Genomic DNA, 16,910 nt, shown 5'->3' with positions numbered 1-16,910 from the left:
GCTCAAAGGATCGTGCGCACGCGCCAGAGTTCGGGAAACAGCTCGACCTCCAGCATGCGCTTGAGATAGCTGACCCCACCTGTACCGCCGGTGCCGCGCTTGAAGCCAATGACGCGTTCGACCGTGGTCACGTGGTTGAAGCGCCAGCGACGAAAATAGTCCTCGAAGTCGACCAGTTTTTCGGCGAGCTCGTAGAGCATCCAATGCGTCTCCGGCGCCTCGTAGACGCGCCGCCATGCCTCCAGCACGCCTTCGTTGAGGCTGTGCGTCTCGCGGACGTCACGCGCCAGCACGGCAGGCGGCATCGCGAGGCCCTTGCGATCGGCGAGACGCAGCACCTCGTCGTAGAGGCTCGGCGTCGCCAGCTCCGCTTCCAAAAGCCGTGTGGCCTCGGCGTCATGCGCATGCGGCTTCAGCATCGCGTGATTGCGATTGCCGAGCAGATATTCGATCAGGCGGTACTGGCTCGACTGGAAGCCCGAGGATTGTCCGAGCTTGGAGCGGAAAAGCGTGTACTCGCTCGGCGTCATCGTGCGCAGCACGTCCCAGGCGCTGTTGAGCTGCTCGAAGATGCGGGAAACGCGCGCCAGCATCTTCATTGCCGGCGAGACCTCGTCACGCGCGATGGCGCGGCGGGCGGCACTGAGCTCGTGAATGGCGAGGCGCATCCAGAGCTCGGAGGTCTGGTGCTGGATGATGAACAGCATCTCGTCATGCGCATCCGACAGCGGATGCTGCGCGCCGAGGATCGCATCGAGCTGGAGATAATCGCCGTAGGACATGCGCCGGGCGAAATCGGTCTCCGCGCCTTCGGCGGTGGGATCGTAGTCGTTGCTGGTCATAACATCCCCTCTTCCGTCCGGTCTCCGTCAGTCGAGACCGACCAGGCTCGCGGTGATCTTAGACATGGGATCCCTAAGCCCGTCGACGACCGAGAAATGATTGTAGCCGGATTCGATCACCAGGCGCGTCGGCACGTCAAAACCGGTCCAGACATTCGCCATCAGTTCGGCCTGGCGAATGAATTCCGGCCGCTCGGCGCCGCCGACCCAGGCAGTGAGCGGCGCATACCCGCGCGGCAGATGCAGCGCGGCGCTTTCGAGCGTTGCCTCCTCCAGCGACATGCCGAGCGTGGCGTTCATTTTCGTCTTCAGGAGCGGGCGCAGATCATGCAGGCCGCTGATCGACAGCGTCGCGACAATGCGATTGTGGATTGCGAGCGCGAGCCGACTGTCGTCGCACAGCATGCGCGTGACGAGATGACCGCCGGCGGAATGGCCTGCGAGCCGGATCGGTCCGGAGACGTGCGCGGCCGCGGTGGCGATGGCGGCGGCGATCTCGGCCGTGATGTCGGAGATCCGCGCGGCCGGCGTCAGCGTGTAGCTCGGCAGCGCGACGGCCCAGCCGTGATGGCGCGCGCCTTCAGCAAGGTCGGTCCATGACGATTTGTCGAACCGCATCCAATAGCCGCCATGGACGAACACGACGAGGCCTTTTGTGTCGCCATCAGGCAGGATCAGGTCGAGACACTGGCGCTCGCCGGAGCCGTAGGCGATGTCAGGGCGGAAGTGCTTCAGCCCGGCGCGATAGGCGGCGGCGCGCTCGGCCCACAGTGCCGGCAATCTGTCCGACCCCGGCACATGAGCCGAGTTGGCATAGGCATCATCCCAATCCCGCATCGTTACTCCCAAGGATTCGCCAGCGACAGGTGGCCAGTCTGCCACCTGCGGGGCGTCGGTCCTAGTCTTTATTTTAAGCTTAAAGCAGTTTGCCGGCCCCTGTTTCGAGCAAGCGCGGCTCCTCGGGGGAGCGAAGCTACCAGCCCGTCATTGCGAGGAGCGAAGCGACGAAGCAATCCAGACTCTCGCCGCGGAGCGATTCTGGATTGCTTCGCTGCGCTCGCAATGACAGCGAAGCGAGAACGCTACGCCCTCTCCACCCCGCACCACTCGGCGATGAACAGCGCCATGGTCTTGGTCGACTTCTTCAGCGACTCCAGCTCGACATATTCATTGAAGCCGTGGATCTCGCCGCCTTCAGGGCCAAAGCAGAGGCTGGGGATGCCGTGGTTCAGACCATAGAAGCGGGTGTCGGTGAGCGCGGTGAAGACGAGATCTTCGACCGCGCCACCATAAACGGCGTTGAACGCCTTGCCGAAGGCTGCTTCCGGCGCGGCCGAGTTGGTGAGTTCATACCCCTCGGACAGGAAGCCGGACCATTCGACCTCGGGCGGATTGTTGGCGAGGAAGCGATGGTTGCGCGCCGCCGCCGCAACACAGGCCAAAATCTCCTTCTGATGATCGGCGATCGACCAACCCGGCAGCACAGCGATGCGGCAGTCGACGTCGCACCAGGCCGGCACGCTGGAGGCCCAGTCGCCGCCCCTGATGATGCCGGGGTTGAAGTTGATGGGATGGTTCAGCGTCTTGAAATGGCGATCGCCCTTGGCGCGCTCGTTCCATTCGATCTCGAGCTTTTGCAGCGCCTGGATCAGATGATAGGCCGCAATGATCGCGTTGGCACCAGAGCCGGCAAACGCCACATGGGTCGGATGGCCCTTCACGCGCAGGCGAAACCAGATCACGCCGACCTGCGAGCGCACCATCTTGCCGCCGGTCGGCTCCGGAATGAAGCAGGCATCGGCGCGATAGCCGCGCTGGAGCGTCGAGAGCGCTCCGACGCCGGTGCTCTCCTCCTCGATCACGGACTGGAAATGGATCCGTGCCGTCGGCCGAAGGCCTGCGGCCCTGATCGCATCGAGCGCGTAGAGCGCGCCGATCGTGCCGGATTTCATGTCGCAGGCACCGCGGCCATACATTTTGCCGTCCTTGATGACAGGCGCAAATGGCGGGGTGTCCCAGAGATCAAGCGGTCCCGCCGGCACGACGTCGCAATGGCCTTGCAGGATCAGCGATTTGCCGCCGCTCGTTTGCGGGCGGTAGGTGCCGACCACCGTGCGCGCCTTGGAGAAATCGTGCTCGATTGGACCGAAGCCGCGCAGATCCCTGAGTTCGTCGACATCGATGTGCCAGTCGTCGACCTCGTAGTTCCGCGCGCGCAGGAGGTCGCCCATCATGTCCTGACAGGGCCCCTCCGCGCCGCGGGTCGAGGGGATCGCGACGAAATCGCGTGTGGTCGCAAGCTGGGCCTCGAAGCCGGCATCGACGGCGTCGAGAATCCTCTGCTGCGTTTCGGCGTTCATGCTGGCACTCCGTCAGACATTCCCGTGGTCAAAGAGCCCGGCGAAGCTAGCCGATTTCAGCCCTCGGGGTACTCCTGAAAATAGGCATCCAGCAATGCATCATCGAGCAGTCGGCCTTCCGAATAGCCAGTCAGCGTCTGTGGCCGCGCAACTCCATCGAGCAGGCGCTTGCACGGTTCCGGCGCGCCGAGCACGGTCCGCACGGGAATCCGCTCCGCATAGATCGGCAGCGCGTAGTCCTCATCGTCGTCCGCAAGGCCCTTGGCGCGGATCTTTGCGGAGGCTTCCTCGATCTCCATCGCGATGAAGGACGTTGCCTTGATCTCCTGCGTGGTGCTCGGACGCAGCCCCGCAGTGCGATCCGGGAAGAAGCGATCGACCATGGCGACCAGCGCGCGGCTCTTCTCCTCCGCATCGGTCACGAGGTAAGCGGTGCCGAAGGCCATCACCGCGCGATAATCCGCCGAATGATTGAAGCCGCAGCGCGCCAGCACCAGGCTGTCGAGATGCGCAACGGTGAGACAGACTTTCTGGCCTCCCGATTGGTTGCGCAGCATGCGGCTCGCGCTGGAGCCGTGCCAATAGAGCTTGGTCCCTTCCCGCCAGAAGAAGGTCGGCGTGCAATAGGGCTGGCCTTCGATCACATAGGAGACGTGGCACAGCATCGAGGAATCCAGGATGCGGTGAACGGTGGCGTGATCATAAGAGCCGCGATCATGGCGCCGCTTGACCTGGTTGCGCGACGAGACCGGATAGGACGTGGTGGCGATACCGTCGGACACAGCGGCTCCTGTCGTGAAAATTGAATCTGAAAGGAGTTGTAGCGGTCCATTTGGTCTGCGATAGTTCCAATTCCGTGCGAAAAATTCCGACCAATTCAGAAGCCTCGCCGAAGGCCCCGCCGCGCAAGGCCGAGCTGACGCTCGATCTCGCGGGAGCGCACGTCTCGGCGAGCGCCTCCTCGGCGCACCGGCTCTACCAGGCGCTCTGCCACGCGATCGTGGAAGGCCTGGTCAGGCCCGGCGAGCCACTGCCGCCGACGCGGACGCTGGCGAAGCAGACCGGTTTTCGGCGCAACGCCGTCGTCACGGCCTATGAGCGGCTGATCGCCGACGGGTTCGCGGAGGCGACCGTCGGCTCCGGAACGTTCGTTGCCGCTAAAATTCCATCGCGCACAGGCGATGCGCGCAAAGCGAACATCATCGTCGAGGCGCCGCGGCAGGGCGCACTGGCACTCGGCTGCACCCATATCGACGAGCGCTCGCTGCAACGCTTTCGCGGTTTCGTCGGCCGGCGCATGCGCGCCTTCGGCACCGAACATCTGCACTATGGTGATCCGCGCGGCAGCCGCGAGCTGCGCGTGGCAGTTGCCGATCATTTGCTCTCGGCGCGGGGACTGCGCTGCGATCCCGACCAGATCATGCTGACGTCGGGCACGCTGCACGCGCTGCGCATCGTGCTCGGCGCGATTGTCAAGACCAGCGAGCAGATCTGGTGCGAGGACCCCGGCTACCCGACCGCACGCGCGACGATTTCCCATTGCGGCTATCGCGCCGTCTCCGTGCCGGTCGACGAGCATGGCCTGCGCGTCACCAACGGCCGGACGGCGGCCCCAAGGGCGCGCGCAGCCTATGTCACACCGTCGCATCAGTTTCCGCTGGGCGTGCAGATGTCGATGCCCCGGCGGCTCGAGCTTCTGGACTGGGCGAAAGAGGCCGGCGCCTTCGTGCTGGAGGACGATTACGACAGCGAGTTCCGCTATGACGGCGCGCCCCTGATGTCGCTTGCCGGCATCGACCGGCTCGAGCGCGTGATCTACATGGGCACGTTTGCCAAGACGCTGTTTCCGGGCCTGCGCATCGGCTATTGCGCGCTGCCGGAGCGCTTGATCGGCACGGTCGCGACCGCGCGCGCCGCGCTCGACCGCTTTCCCGGCACGCTGATGGAAGGCGCGGTCGCAGACATGCTCAACTCCGGCGCCTTCGCAACGAACCTGAAACGCGTGCGAAAACTCTATCGGGAGGCGCGGGATGCACTGGCTGCGACGCTTCAGGCCGAGTCCGACGGCCGGCTGTCGGTTCCCGTACCCTCGCAAGGCCTGCATCTGGTCGCGCGCTTCGAGCCGTCGGTGGATTTGCGCATCGCCTCTGAGGCCAAGCAGGCGGCCGGCGCAGAAGGCTGGCTGCTCGCCGACACCTATGCGCGCGCCCGTCCCCTGCCCGGCTTCGTCCTCGGCTTTTCCGGCCATTCGGTTCCGCAACTGGTGGCGTCAGCCGAAAAGCTCGCGGTGCAATCGCTGGCAGCGCTGCGCGGGACAATCCGGCGCCGCGCGCGTGACCAAGGTTCACTATGAGAATCGCGCGCGGCTTTCTAACATCAGCGGCAATCGAGGCCGGGATTTTCGTCATGACCCATTTTCGCACGATGTGCATGTGCGCGCTGTTCGCCGCAACGACGACAACGCTGGCGCGCGCCGATACGGTCGGACGCGAGCAGGACATCGTCGACTTGCGGCTTGGCCAGCGCGTGATGGTCGATGACGGAAGCTGCCCGGCCGGGCAGATCAAGGAAGTGCGCGGTGCGAAGATGACCGATAGCGGCATCACGCGGACAAGCACCTGCGTACCGCGGTTTGGACCGAAGTCGAAATAGGCGCAAACCTACTTCGCCGGGTCGAACATGCACTGAAGGGTCGGCTTGGCGATCTTGGTGAAAGTCGGTCCAATCTCGGACTGCTTTGCGACCGGCACCCATTCGTTCTCGATGGTCGGCACGCCGGTCTCGCTGATGCCGCGAAGCAGCGCCTCGCGCAGGTCGCGGTCCTCGACGACGGCGGCAGCATGATCATGCAGGCAGCCACAGACCTCCTCCGGATGCGCCCAGCGCCCGAGCATGTGCGGCGCGCATTGGCGCACGAAGTCGGTGCGCGGATCCGGCAATCTGTTGGGAGAGCGCACCTGAGCGTGGGCTGCCGTGATCGTGACGAGGGACGCGAGAAAAGCTGCGGCGCAGATGCGAAACATGATTGGCTTTTCTGATTCCTGCTGGTCTTCTTCTTGAGATCAGAGACGCGCAGCCATCACGACCGGCTGAGGCGCCTTGGCCCCAACCGGCGAGCCGCTGTATGCAAAGGTTCCGACGCCCGGCAGTCCACTTTCACTCGTTCCGGCCAGCGAGGACCCGAAGAGCACGAAGCCGAAAGCAAGGATGAAGCTGAACGGCCGCATGCGAAGTCTCCAGTTCCCGCGGTTGTACATCGGTGCCGCCGGTGCGTGATAACCATGGGCGGTTTCGTCCGTGATGCGCCAAAACATGAAAATGGTTTCATCTTCGCGAGAATTGTTTCGTCAGCACGGAGACGACGAAACATTAAGTCAAAAATCCCAATTATTTCAGTGAAGTCGTCTCGTGGCCGATGGCTGCTTCACGGCGCTCGACGTCCCCGCAGTCGGCTGCAGTCACTGTCCCGAGGCTGACGCTTCACGCGCATTTTACGTTTCTCTGCTGAAGAGGAACGCAAAGGAGTGCGAAGTCCGCTGAGCCGCCTGGTTCCAGTGACGACGGAAACCTTCGGACACAAGCCCGGCACCAAACCGAGGCTCCAGGTTGAGGAATGGCCATCATGATGGGGTCAGATCGCGCAATGGCGCGGGACGCGGACCAGGATTCGGACCGCGCCAACGAGAGACCCGGTCCACGCAGCGTCACCGGCGCGATGGCGCTGCAATCCTGCCGCGGCTATGAGGCGGCACCGCAGTCGTTCGTGCGGCTGACCGGCTCGCATCTCGCAAAGCCGCGCTTCGGCCGCAATCTCGTCACTGAGTGAAGAAGTCGCCGCACTTCTGAATGGTGGTATCGGTCGGCCCCCACGGCATGATCGGCACGGTCGAGGTCGAGTTCTTCGGCGAGCCCTCGATCAGCTTATCGGAATAGACCATGTAGACCAGCACGTTGCGCTTGGTATCGCAGCCGCGCACGATCTGCATCTTCTTGAAGAACAGCGAGCGGCGCCTCCGGAACATGTCGTCGCCCTGCTCCAGCTTGTCCTTGAACTTGATGGGCCCGACCTGCCGACAGGCGAGTGAGATGTCAGAGACCTCCTCGGCGAGCCCGAGCCAGCCCTTGAAGCCGCCCTTCTCCGGCACCGTGAAATGACAGGCCACGCCCTCGACCTCGGGATCGTCGAGGCCATAGGTCGCAAGCTTGTCGTTCGGGCTCAGCCATTTGAAAACGGTGGAGCGGCGGAAGATCAGATCCGGCTCGTCGGCGGCTTGCGCGAAGCCGGCCGGCATGGCAGCCAGCAGGAGGAATAAAGCGAGGCCTTTCAAGCGTATGCGGGAAAGACCGGGGAAACGAGATGACATGAAGTTCTCCGGTAGGAAGTCCCTGCAATGTAGGGATGCGAGGACCGATCAGGAAGGCAGCAGGCGAGGTCCGCGCGGCCGGCGTTTACCGCTCTGTGAGGCTTTTTTGCTACGGCTTGAACAAAAGTACCTGCCAGCAGAACTGCCGTGCTGGTGAACGCGTATCCCCTTTGCGAGACTAACTACTGATTTGGATGACGGATTCGGAAGGATGAGTAGCGTGAACGGCGTCGGCTCTTCTGCCGCAAAGGCGCGGTTGTGGCGGGTCGCCATTTTGACGGCGGCGGGTGCGATTGGCGCCACGACCCATGCGGAAGCCGCGATGTATTACTGGTCGGACTATACCGACGGCTCTTACTACCACCAGCCGCAGCCGCAGATCGAGCGTGTGAAGCCGCGCAAGCGCGGCACCGTCCCAGGCAAGAAGGAGATCGCGGAGAAGCAGACCGGCGCCAAGCCGCAAGGGCCGCTGGTCATCGCCATCTCGATCGATCGACAGAGGGTGACGGTCTACGATTCCAACGGCGTGTTCGCGGAATCGCCGGTGTCGACCGGCATGAAGGGCCATCCTACCCCGATGGGCGTGTTCAGCGTCATCCAGAAGCACAAGTTCCACCAATCCAATATCTATAGCGGCGCGCCGATGCCGTACATGCAGCGCATCACCTGGTCGGGCGTCGCCATGCATGCCGGCGTCCTGCCTGGCTATCCCGCCTCCCATGGCTGCATTCGCATGCCGATGGCGTTCGCGGTGAAGATGTGGAATTGGACCAGGATGGGCGCACGCGTGATCGTGACGCCCGGCCAGACGACGCCGCACAGCTTCTCGCACCCGCTGCTTGCCAGCCTGCGCGTCCCGCCGCAGCCGACGGCGAGCCTGGAGCAGCCCGTGGCGACTGTCGCCGACAAGGCGGACAAGGGCGCACCCGAGGCGACGTCTGCTGAGAGCAAGGCCGAACTGACCAAAGCCGCCGAAGTCAAGGCGGCCGAGGTCAAGAGCGTGAGCGCCGAGCCGGCGATGGAGCTGCGCGCGACCGTCGGCCATACCGTGATGTCCGACGCGACCATCGGCATCGCGATGGCGCGCGGGCAAGCCCCTGCCGACAAGACCGCTCCGAACGAAGACGCAAAGGCGGATGGTGCGAAAACCGCTGACGCATCCCAGCCGGCAAAATCGGATGAAGCGGCCGCCAAGCCGGAGAGCACCGAGACCAGGCCCGCGGCGACCACAGAGGCTTTACAGGCAGCCGCGAGCGGAAAGCCAGCGGACAAGGGCAGCACGGCAAAGACTGAGCAGGCAGACGCTGCCAAGCCTGAAGCTGCCAAGCCTGAAGCTGCCAAGCCTGAAGCTGCCAAGCCCGATGTCGCCGTGTCGGCGCCGACGCCTGGGCTGCCCGCCGCCGATGCGAAAAAAGATCTGACCCGCATCACCGAGCCGGCCGCGAAGCCCGAGCCGCCGAAGCGCGCCGGCCCGGTCGCGGTGTTCATCAGCCGCAAGGATTCCAAGATCTATGTGCGGCAGAACTTTGCGCCGCTGTTCGAAGCGCCCGTGACGATCGCGGCCAGCGACCGTCCACTCGGCACGCATGTCTTCACCGCGGAAGTCGACAAGAGCGATGCCAACGCGCTGCGTTGGTCGGTGGTGTCGCTGCCCGTCGCCGTCCGCGCTGTGGAGCGTGACGACGACAGCCGCATGATGCGCCGCCAGCGCATGGCCGGCGTCATCCCGATTGCCGCAAAACCCGCGATCACGCCGGATGGTCCGACCGAGGCGCTCGACCGCATTTCCATCCCCGCCGACATCATGGCGAAGATCAACGAGATGCTGGCCACCGGCAGCTCGATCATCGTCTCCGACCAGGGTATCAACCAGGGCGAAACCGGCGAAGGGACAGATTTCATCGTCCGCCTGCACTAAAGCATGACTCGGAAAGGTGTGAAGCGTTTTCCCTCGCGATAAACGCGGAAAGCGTTTGCGCGGAGATGATGCGCAAACAACTGCCTGAAGCGCGATGACGATTCATCCTAATCTCACGCGCTTTAGGCCGCGCATAACGCGGTCTTGAGCGCGCTTGGTCGCGCGCCCGGAGTATGATCTCTCCCCGGATCAACTTGGGGGACATCGCCATGCTGAACCGCAGGACAATGCTGAGCGCCGCTCTTGCCGCAATCGCCAGTCCCGTTGCGACCCGCGCTCTCGCCGAGGGAGCGATGAGCAAGATCTCGGCTTACGCCTTCTCCTTCCCCGCGCTCTCCGGCGACGATATCCGCTTGGCGTCCTTCACCGGCCGGCCGCTGATGATCGTCAATACAGCTTCGCTCTGCGGCTACACTCCGCAATATGCTGGCCTTCAGGAACTCTGGAGCGAGTTCCGCGAACGCGGACTGACCGTCATCGGTGTGCCCTCCAACGATTTCGGCAGCCAGGAGCCCGGCGGCGCGACCGAGATCTCGGAGACCGCCCATCACCAATACGGCGTTACCTTTCCGATCGCCGCCAAGGCCGTCGTGGTCGGTCCCAAGGCACATCCTTTCTACAAGTGGGCCGCGGATGTCCGGCCGAAGCAGGTTCCGCGCTGGAACTTCCACAAATATCTGATCGGCCGCGACGGCTATATTGCCGAGGTTTTCGCCTCGGCGGTCGAGCCGGCCGACACCCGCGTCAAGACCGCGGTCGCGAAGGCGCTCGCAGATAGCTGAGCTGGTCTCACGCGCCTGGGCACAAATGGTTCTCGGCGCCAAACAGCCGTTGCAATGGCGATGGCGCACCATCTAGGCTAGGATCAATTGGGGCGGACAGGTTCGGACGGGGGCAAAAAAGCTACGGCCGAACAACGGGATCAATCTATCGAGGACAACATCATGCGTGTTGCGGCAGGACTGATTTTGGCGAGCGCAATTTCTCTCGCGATGGCGAGCGCCGCATGGTCGCAGACCACGGCAGCGAAGCCCGCGGCAGCAACGCAGGCTGCCCCAGCAGCAGCCCCTGCTCCCGCACCCGCTGCCGCCGCCAGCCCGCCACCGGCGGCACAGGCCGCGCAGCCGGCACGCGCCGCCTGCAGCAATCCGAATGCACTCGGCGTCGCCCGCACCGTCGAGATCGACACCACTGGAGGGCCCGGCTTCGGGTTCGAGCACTTCAAGGAGCTCGACTTCCTGCGCGACCACGAGGTGGTGCTGACCTTCGACGACGGCCCCTGGCCGCGCAACACGCCCGCGGTGCTGAAGGCACTGGCCGATGAATGCACCACCGGCATCTTCTTCCCGATCGGCAAGCACTCGACCTACGAGCCGGAAATCCTCAAGCAGGTCTATGCCGCCGGCCATACCATCGGCGCGCATACCTGGTCGCACGCCAATCTCAACGACAAGAAACTGAACGAGCAGCAGAGGAAGGACGAGATCGAGAAGGGATTCTCCGCGGTGAAATGGGCGCTCGGCGGCGTCTCGCCCTCGCCGTTCTTCCGCTTCCCGGCGCTCCAGCACCCGCCGGAGATGGTCACCTATCTCGGCAACCGCAACATCGCGATCTTCTCCTGCGACCTCGACTCCTTCGACTTCAAGGCCTCCAAGCCCGAGAAGGTGATCGACACGGTGATGAAGAAGCTGACCAAGCTCGGCAAGGGCATCATCCTGATGCACGACTTCCAGAAGCACACTGCCGAAGCGTTGCCCGCGCTGCTCCAGCAGCTCAAGGCCGGCGGCTACAAGGTCGTGGCGATGCGCGCAAAGAGCCCGGTGTCGACGCTGCCTGAGTACGACCAGGAGTTGCTCAAGGACGTCAAGCTGCCGACGGTGAGCCAGCGCCCGGTCAACAGCGTGGTGACGACCGTTTCCGAATAGCCGTCACACTTGTCATTCCGCTTCGAAGGCTACGTCATCGTCTCCGCCGACGGCATGCTTGCCGACGCACGGCACGTCATGCCGAACAGCCTGAAGTTCGAGGGCGACAAGAGGTTCTTCGAGCAGGCGCTCGATCGAGCCGCGCTGATCGTGCACGGCCGGCACTCGCATGAGGGACAGCCGAATTCGCCCAAGCGCAAGCGGCTGATCCTGACCCGCAAGATCGCCGCGCTCGCCGTCGATCCCGAAACGCCGAACGCGACACTATGGAATCCGCTCGGCGCAAGCTTCGAGGAGGCCTCCGCCTTCGCCGCCGTGTCCTCGGGCGCGGTCGCGATCATCGGCGGCCCCGTCGTATTCGACATGTTCATGGAGCGCTACGACACCTTCTGGCTGTCGGAAGCCCCGCAGGTGCGCCTGCCCGGCGGCGAAGGCTGTTTCGTCGGCGTGCCGGCTCAGACGCCGCATGAGGTGCTGGCGGGGCATGGGCTAAAGCCGGGCGAGGCGCAGATACTCGATGCAGCACACGACGTCACCGTGACGCCATGGTACAGGGTGGATTACCCAAACCCACCCTACGAAACCCCTCACACGTCGCCGTAGGCGGCCTCGACCGGGCGCGTTGCGCGACCGTACCCCATGATCATGAAGAGCGCGCCGATGATCGAGAGGTTCTTCAGCGCGTCCACCAGCATCTTGCCGTTCTCTGGCGGCGTCTGGTTCCAGAAATCGTAGAACAGGAAAGTCGCGACCGCGACGTAGATGATCAGCAGCAGCGCGAAGAAGCGCGCACCGAAATTGAGCGCGATCATCACCCCTGCGATGATCTCGAGCCCACCGACCGCGATCGCGAGCAGCTGCGGCGTCGTCATGCTGGTGGCCTGCTCGATCTGCTGGGCATAGGGCGCGAACATTTCGGGCACGGTGATCTTGCTGGCGATGAAATCGGCGGTCTCCTGTATCGCGAACAGCTTCTTCGCGCCGGTATAGATGAACAGCACGGCGAAGAGGATTCGCCCGAAGGTCACGAACGCTGGCATGGTCGGCCTCTTGGCAATGCTTTAAGGGCGGGACGCTGACGCGACGACGAGGCAATTATGAAGAGTCCACGGACGGTTTTCAAACGGGGAAATTACTAAGCGCAACCTCCGCCAAAATGGTGACAGTTGGACTCGCGGAAGCTCCCCTCACCCGGAGTTCAAGCTGCGCTTTGAATTCCGGCCTCTCCCCGCAAGCGGGAGGAGGCGAAGAAGCAACGCGTCTCTAACTCACGTAAACAGGCTCGGCTGCTGCCGTGCCGCCCGCTCCTGGGCTTCGACCACGGCGACCGCCGTCATATTGAGGATCCCGCGCGCGGTGACACCCGGTGTGAGGATGTGCGCCGGGCGCGCCGGGCCGATCAGGATCGGTCCGACGGGAAGCGCGTCGGCCAGCACCTTGATGGTCTGGTAGGCGATGTTGGCGGCGTCCAGCGTCGGCATGATCAGGATGTTGGCCTCGCCTTCCAGGTTCGAGTGCGGCAGCACGAGCTTGCGTGCCGCCCCCGACAGCGCGGTGTCGGCCTGCATCTCGCCATCGGCCTCGATCTCAGGATGTTTCTCCTTCAGGAGCTGGGTCGCCCGGCGCATCTTGCGCGAGCTGTCCGTGTCATAGCTGCCGAAATCGGAATGCGACACGAAAGCGACCTTCGGCTTCAGCGCGAAGCGCTGCACGTGGATGGCCGCGAGCGCCGCGATCTCGGCCAGTTCCTCCGCGCTCGGATTGGGCCGCACCTGGGTGTCCGCGAGGAAGAACGCTCCCTTGGTGGTGATCATCAGCGCCAGCGCCGCATAGTCGCTGATCCCGCTCGAGAAGCCGATGATCTCGCGGACGTGGCGCAGATGGCTCATATAGCGGCCCTCGACGCCGCACAGCATCGCATCCGCTTCGCCGCGCCCCACGGCGAGTGCCGCGATCACGGTGTTGTTGGTACGCACCACGGTGCGCGCCCCTTCCGGCGTGACACCGCGGCGGCCGGCGACCTCGACATAGGACTGGACATAGGACCGGTAGCGCGGATCGTCCTCGGGGTTGACCAGGTCAAAATCCTTGCCCGCCTTGATCGACAGACCGAAGCGCTTGATGCGCGCCTCGACGACCGACGGACGGCCGACCAGGATGGGACGCGCGAGCTTCTCCTCCAGCACGACCTGCGTGGCGCGCAGCACGCGCTCGTCCTCGCCCTCGGCGTAGATCACGCGCACCGGCTGGGTCTTGGCCTTGGCGAACATCGGCTTCATGACGAGGCCGGAGCGGAAGGCGAAGCGCATGAGCTGCGTGGCGTATTCGTCGAAATTGGTGATGGGCCGCGTCGCAACCCCGGATTCTATCGCGGCCTTCGCAACCGCCGGCGCGATGCGCAAGATAAGTCGAGGATCAAATGGGCTCGGGATCAGCGAGCCCGGGCCAAAGCCGCCCGCCTCGCCGGTGTCGAAGCTACCCTGCGAGACCGCATCCGACGGCGCCTCGCGCGCGAGCTGCGCGATGGCCTCGACGGCGGCGTGCTTCATCTCCTCGTTGATCGCGGTGGCACCGACGTCGAGCGCGCCGCGGAAGATGAAGGGGAAGCACAGGACGTTGTTGACCTGGTTCGGATAGTCGGAGCGGCCGGTGCAGATCATGGCGTCGGGACGCGCTTTCCGCGCCTCCTCCGGCATGATCTCCGGCACGGGATTGGCGAGCGCCATGATCAGCGGATGATCGCCCATTTGCTTCGCCATGTCGGGCGTCAGCACGTTCGGCGCGGACAGCCCCAGGAAGATATCGGCGCCGCCGATGACGTCGGCGAGCGTGCGCTTGTCGGTCTTCTGCGCATACACCGCCTTCCAGCGGTCCATCAGCGTGTTGCGCCCGTCATAGACGAGGCCGTCGATGTCGCAGACCCAGATGTTCTTGCGTTGCGCGCCCATCGAGACCAGGAGGTTCAGCGTCGCGAGCGCCGCGGCCCCTGCCCCAGATGCCACGATCTTGACGTCCGACAGCTTCTTGCCGTTCAGCTTGAGACCATTGACGATGGCCGCGGCGACGATGATCGCGGTGCCATGCTGGTCGTCATGGAAGACCGGGATCTTCATGCGCTCCTTCAGCCGCGCCTCGATCTCGAAGCACTCAGGACCCCTGATGTCCTCGAGATTGATGCCGCCGAAGGTCGGCTCCAGCGCCGCCACCGTCTCGACCACGCGATCAATGGTGTCGGCGGCGATCTCGATGTCGAAGACGTCGATGCCGGCGAATTTCTTGAACAGGACCGCCTTGCCTTCCATCACGGGCTTGGACGCAAGCGGACCGATATTGCCGAGCCCCAGCACGGCCGTGCCGTTGGAGACCACCGCGACCAGGTTGGCGCGGGCCGTCAGCGAGGCGGCTTCCGCCGGGTTCTTGGCGATCTCGGTGCAGGCCGCCGCAACGCCCGGCGAATAAGCGAGCGCGAGGTCGCGCTGGTTGGCGAGCGGCTTGCTCGCCTGGATCTCGAGCTTTCCGGGCCGCGGCAGACGGTGATAGGCCAGCGCCGCCGAATGCAGATCTTCAGAATAGGACGACATGCCGTGTCTCGCCTCGCGTTTTGCGACCCCAGAGCTTCTCCCTTGCCCGGCCCCAGCCCTCAAGGCGGCATTCCGGACCATGGACACGGGATCAAGCACGGCCGGCGGCCGTGTGGCAACATCCGATTGCATCCCCATCAACAGACCGCGCCGTCAAACATTTGAAAACCAAAGCTTTCCCTGGACCGCACCTTGCATTGCGAATATGGCAGGTTGTTCTGCCCCGACTCGGCAACTGGAGCTGACCGCATGAGACGAATCCTGATCGGCCTGATCGCGCTTGCCGTGTTCGCGGGCGGCGGATGGCTTGGCCTCAATCTCTACGTTCAGCACCGCGCGACCGCCGAAGTCGAAGCCGCGTTCGACCAGATCCGCAGCCGCGGCGGAAAGGCAAGTCATGGCAAGGTCGCGTTCGACCTGATGACGCGAACCCTGACGGTCGAGGACATCGCGGTCCAACCGGGGCAGCCGCCGCTCGCCGGCGTCAAGCTCGCCAGCGTCAAGGCGGTCGGCGTCCGCCAGGGCGACGAGGCACGGTTCTCGGCCGATACGATCGATATCGCCGGCCTTAGAAGGTCAATGACGACAGCTATCATCGGGCCTACCGGCAGATCTCGACCGGGCCCTATGTGCTGACATCGACCCAAGGCGTGCGCGCGCAGGTCGATGGGATCACCATCGAAGACCTCGGATTTCAGCCGTCAAAGTTCCGCCCGGCCGATTTTCTGGCCTTGCTGCCGAAGGATCCGTCGTCCCCACCGCCCCCGGCACAGGCGCGCGAGATGATGGAGAAGGTGGCCGCAATGTATGAGGGTCTGCGTCTCGGCAAGGCCGAGATCCGCAATATCTCGATCGGCACGCCGCAAGGGACCGCCAGGCTCAATGCCATCCGTTACACTCAAGGCGAGTTCGCATTTGAAGGCCTCGACGCGCCCGCGCCGCAGGGCCAGTTCAAGATGGAGCGCTTCGCGCTGAAATCCTTCAGCATGGCGAGCCTGGTGCGCTGGGCAGCGAACGTCGCCAACCCCGGGCGGCCGCCCTCACCGGATCAGATGCTCGGTCTGTTCCGGGTACTCGAAGGCGCCGAGGTCAAGGGCGTTGCCGCGCCGTACAAGAACACCAGGAAGCTCGTCACGATCGACACCCTGAGCCTCGACTGGGGGCAACTGGTCGGCTCGATCCCGAGCAAGGCGCATGTGGTGGCGAAGATGGTTGCGCCCACCGATCCGGCCAATCCGGTGCAGCTCCCGCTGACGTCGGCTGGTATCGACAAGCTCGCGATCGATCTCGATCTCGGCGCGACCTGGAGCGAAGCCGCAGGCACCTTCGCGCTGGCGCCGGCAACGCTCGACATCGGTAACCTCGCGAAAGCACAACTGCGCGTCGCGCTCGGCAACGTGCCGCGCGCGGTGTTCTCGGTCGATCCCGCACAGCTCATGGCCCAGGCGCCTCAGATCGAGGCCGGCCCCATCGAGCTCTCCATACGCGACAATGGCGGCGTTGATCTCGTCGTGGGGCAATTCGCGCGGATGCAGAGCGTCAGCCGCGACGCCGCGCGCCGCGCCATCATCGAGATGATCAGAGCCAACGGGGACCGGGTCGCCTCCGCCAATCCCGATGTGGCCACAGCCGTCGAAGCGATCGCCCGCTTTGTCGAAACGCCGGGCCAGACGCTGACCATCAAGCTGACGCCGCTCGGCAAGGTTCCGGGGATGCAGCTGATGCAGCTCCTGAACACCGAGCCGATCGTCGCGCTCGCGCAATTCCGGATCGAAGCGTCGACGGGGCTGTAAGCCACGACGTCGCTGTGCTCCCTCGCCCCGCTCTTCGCGGGGAGAGGGTTGGGGTGAGGGGCTGCCTCCGCAATCACGGTAAGAGTTTGACTCGCGGAGAGTCCCCCTCACCCGGATCGCATCTGAC

Annotated in this window: 18 protein-coding genes; 9 read left to right on the top strand and 9 right to left on the bottom strand. The window is 64.4% G+C overall.

The features are described from left to right. Window positions 1-2 precede the first annotated feature (2 nt). The 4 genes from kynA to QA640_RS21370 all read right to left on the bottom strand — a co-directional run bounded on the left by kynA (window position 3) and on the right by QA640_RS21370 (window position 3,984). A complete protein-coding gene (kynA, locus tag QA640_RS21385; RefSeq protein ID WP_283042562.1) occupies window positions 3-842 on the bottom strand; it encodes a tryptophan 2,3-dioxygenase in 840 nt (279 codons plus the stop codon). A 27-nt stretch (window positions 843-869) separates the two neighbouring features. After that, complete coding sequence (locus QA640_RS21380) at window positions 870-1,679, bottom strand: alpha/beta hydrolase (RefSeq protein ID WP_283042561.1); 810 nt, start codon at window positions 1,677-1,679, stop codon at window positions 870-872. 245 nt (window positions 1,680-1,924) lie between these two features. Next, a complete protein-coding gene (locus QA640_RS21375) occupies window positions 1,925-3,202 on the bottom strand; it encodes an ArgE/DapE family deacylase (protein ID WP_283042560.1) in 1,278 nt (425 codons plus the stop codon). A gap of 56 nt (window positions 3,203-3,258) precedes the next feature. After that, window positions 3,259-3,984 (bottom strand): pyridoxamine 5'-phosphate oxidase family protein, encoded by a 726-nt coding sequence (locus tag QA640_RS21370; protein WP_283042559.1) that lies wholly within the window; start codon window positions 3,982-3,984, stop codon window positions 3,259-3,261. A gap of 74 nt (window positions 3,985-4,058) precedes the next feature. Between QA640_RS21370 and QA640_RS21365 the strand changes: the two genes are divergently transcribed. Both QA640_RS21365 and QA640_RS21360 read left to right on the top strand, forming a co-directional pair. Continuing rightward, window positions 4,059-5,555 (top strand): PLP-dependent aminotransferase family protein, encoded by a 1,497-nt coding sequence (locus tag QA640_RS21365; protein WP_283042558.1) that lies wholly within the window; start codon window positions 4,059-4,061, stop codon window positions 5,553-5,555. 53 nt (window positions 5,556-5,608) lie between these two features. Next, window positions 5,609-5,854 (top strand): DUF6719 family protein, encoded by a 246-nt coding sequence (locus tag QA640_RS21360; RefSeq protein ID WP_283042557.1) that lies wholly within the window; start codon window positions 5,609-5,611, stop codon window positions 5,852-5,854. An 8-nt stretch (window positions 5,855-5,862) separates the two neighbouring features. Here QA640_RS21360 and QA640_RS21355 read toward each other — a convergent pair whose 3' ends face one another. Together QA640_RS21355 and QA640_RS21350 are read right to left on the bottom strand one after the other, a co-directional pair. Then, the gene (locus tag QA640_RS21355; RefSeq protein ID WP_283042850.1) at window positions 5,863-6,228 is read right to left on the bottom strand and encodes a hypothetical protein; all 366 of its coding nucleotides are present in this window, start codon (window positions 6,226-6,228) and stop codon (window positions 5,863-5,865) included. Between the two features lie 36 nt (window positions 6,229-6,264). Beyond that, window positions 6,265-6,429 (bottom strand): hypothetical protein, encoded by a 165-nt coding sequence (locus QA640_RS21350; protein ID WP_283042556.1) that lies wholly within the window; start codon window positions 6,427-6,429, stop codon window positions 6,265-6,267. A 395-nt stretch (window positions 6,430-6,824) separates the two neighbouring features. Between QA640_RS21350 and QA640_RS21345 the strand changes: the two genes are divergently transcribed. Further along, window positions 6,825-7,028 carry a hypothetical protein gene (locus QA640_RS21345; RefSeq protein ID WP_283042555.1) on the top strand — a complete coding sequence of 68 codons (204 nt, stop codon included), beginning with the start codon at window positions 6,825-6,827 and terminating at the stop codon, window positions 7,026-7,028. Here the strand turns inward: QA640_RS21345 and QA640_RS21340 are convergent. Continuing rightward, window positions 7,018-7,566, bottom strand: a complete 549-nt coding sequence (locus QA640_RS21340; protein WP_283042554.1) for a CreA family protein — start codon at window positions 7,564-7,566, stop codon at window positions 7,018-7,020. The genes QA640_RS21345 and QA640_RS21340 overlap by 11 nt on opposite strands. A gap of 211 nt (window positions 7,567-7,777) precedes the next feature. Here QA640_RS21340 and QA640_RS21335 point away from each other — a divergent pair, with 211 nt between their 5' ends. From QA640_RS21335 to QA640_RS21320, 4 genes are all read left to right on the top strand, one after another. Then, entirely contained in the window at window positions 7,778-9,484 is a 1,707-nt protein-coding gene (locus QA640_RS21335) for a L,D-transpeptidase (protein ID WP_283042553.1), read from the top strand. A 209-nt stretch (window positions 9,485-9,693) separates the two neighbouring features. Beyond that, window positions 9,694-10,266: a glutathione peroxidase gene (locus QA640_RS21330; protein WP_283042552.1), complete on the top strand. Its 573-nt coding sequence runs from the start codon at window positions 9,694-9,696 to the stop codon at window positions 10,264-10,266. 162 nt (window positions 10,267-10,428) lie between these two features. Beyond that, complete coding sequence (locus tag QA640_RS21325) at window positions 10,429-11,409, top strand: polysaccharide deacetylase family protein (protein ID WP_283042551.1); 981 nt, start codon at window positions 10,429-10,431, stop codon at window positions 11,407-11,409. 9 nt (window positions 11,410-11,418) lie between these two features. Continuing rightward, window positions 11,419-12,012 (top strand): dihydrofolate reductase, encoded by a 594-nt coding sequence (locus QA640_RS21320; RefSeq protein ID WP_283042550.1) that lies wholly within the window; start codon window positions 11,419-11,421, stop codon window positions 12,010-12,012. Here QA640_RS21320 and QA640_RS21315 read toward each other — a convergent pair. Together QA640_RS21315 and QA640_RS21310 are read right to left on the bottom strand one after the other, a co-directional pair. Beyond that, on the bottom strand, window positions 11,997-12,449 hold the full coding sequence (locus QA640_RS21315; protein WP_283042549.1) for a DoxX family protein: 453 nt from the start codon (window positions 12,447-12,449) through the stop codon (window positions 11,997-11,999). The genes QA640_RS21320 and QA640_RS21315 overlap by 16 nt on opposite strands. A 228-nt stretch (window positions 12,450-12,677) precedes the next feature. Continuing rightward, on the bottom strand, window positions 12,678-14,990 hold the full coding sequence (locus QA640_RS21310) for an NADP-dependent malic enzyme (protein ID WP_283042548.1): 2,313 nt from the start codon (window positions 14,988-14,990) through the stop codon (window positions 12,678-12,680). Window positions 14,991-15,239: 249 nt separating this feature from the next. Here QA640_RS21310 and QA640_RS21305 point away from each other — a divergent pair, with 249 nt between their 5' ends. Both QA640_RS21305 and QA640_RS21300 read left to right on the top strand, forming a co-directional pair. Next, the gene (locus QA640_RS21305) at window positions 15,240-15,626 is read left to right on the top strand and encodes a hypothetical protein (protein ID WP_283042547.1); all 387 of its coding nucleotides are present in this window, start codon (window positions 15,240-15,242) and stop codon (window positions 15,624-15,626) included. Next, a complete protein-coding gene (locus QA640_RS21300) occupies window positions 15,620-16,783 on the top strand; it encodes a hypothetical protein (protein ID WP_283042546.1) in 1,164 nt (387 codons plus the stop codon). Before QA640_RS21305 ends, QA640_RS21300 begins: the two co-directional genes overlap by 7 nt. The last annotated feature ends 127 nt before the right edge of the window (window positions 16,784-16,910 follow it).

It is taken from the genome of Bradyrhizobium sp. CB82 (genome assembly GCF_029714405.1).
Lineage (GTDB): Bacteria > Pseudomonadota > Alphaproteobacteria > Rhizobiales > Xanthobacteraceae > Bradyrhizobium.
The sequence above is the reverse complement of the archived record's forward strand: the minus strand, read 5'-3'. Positions and strand labels throughout refer to the sequence as shown.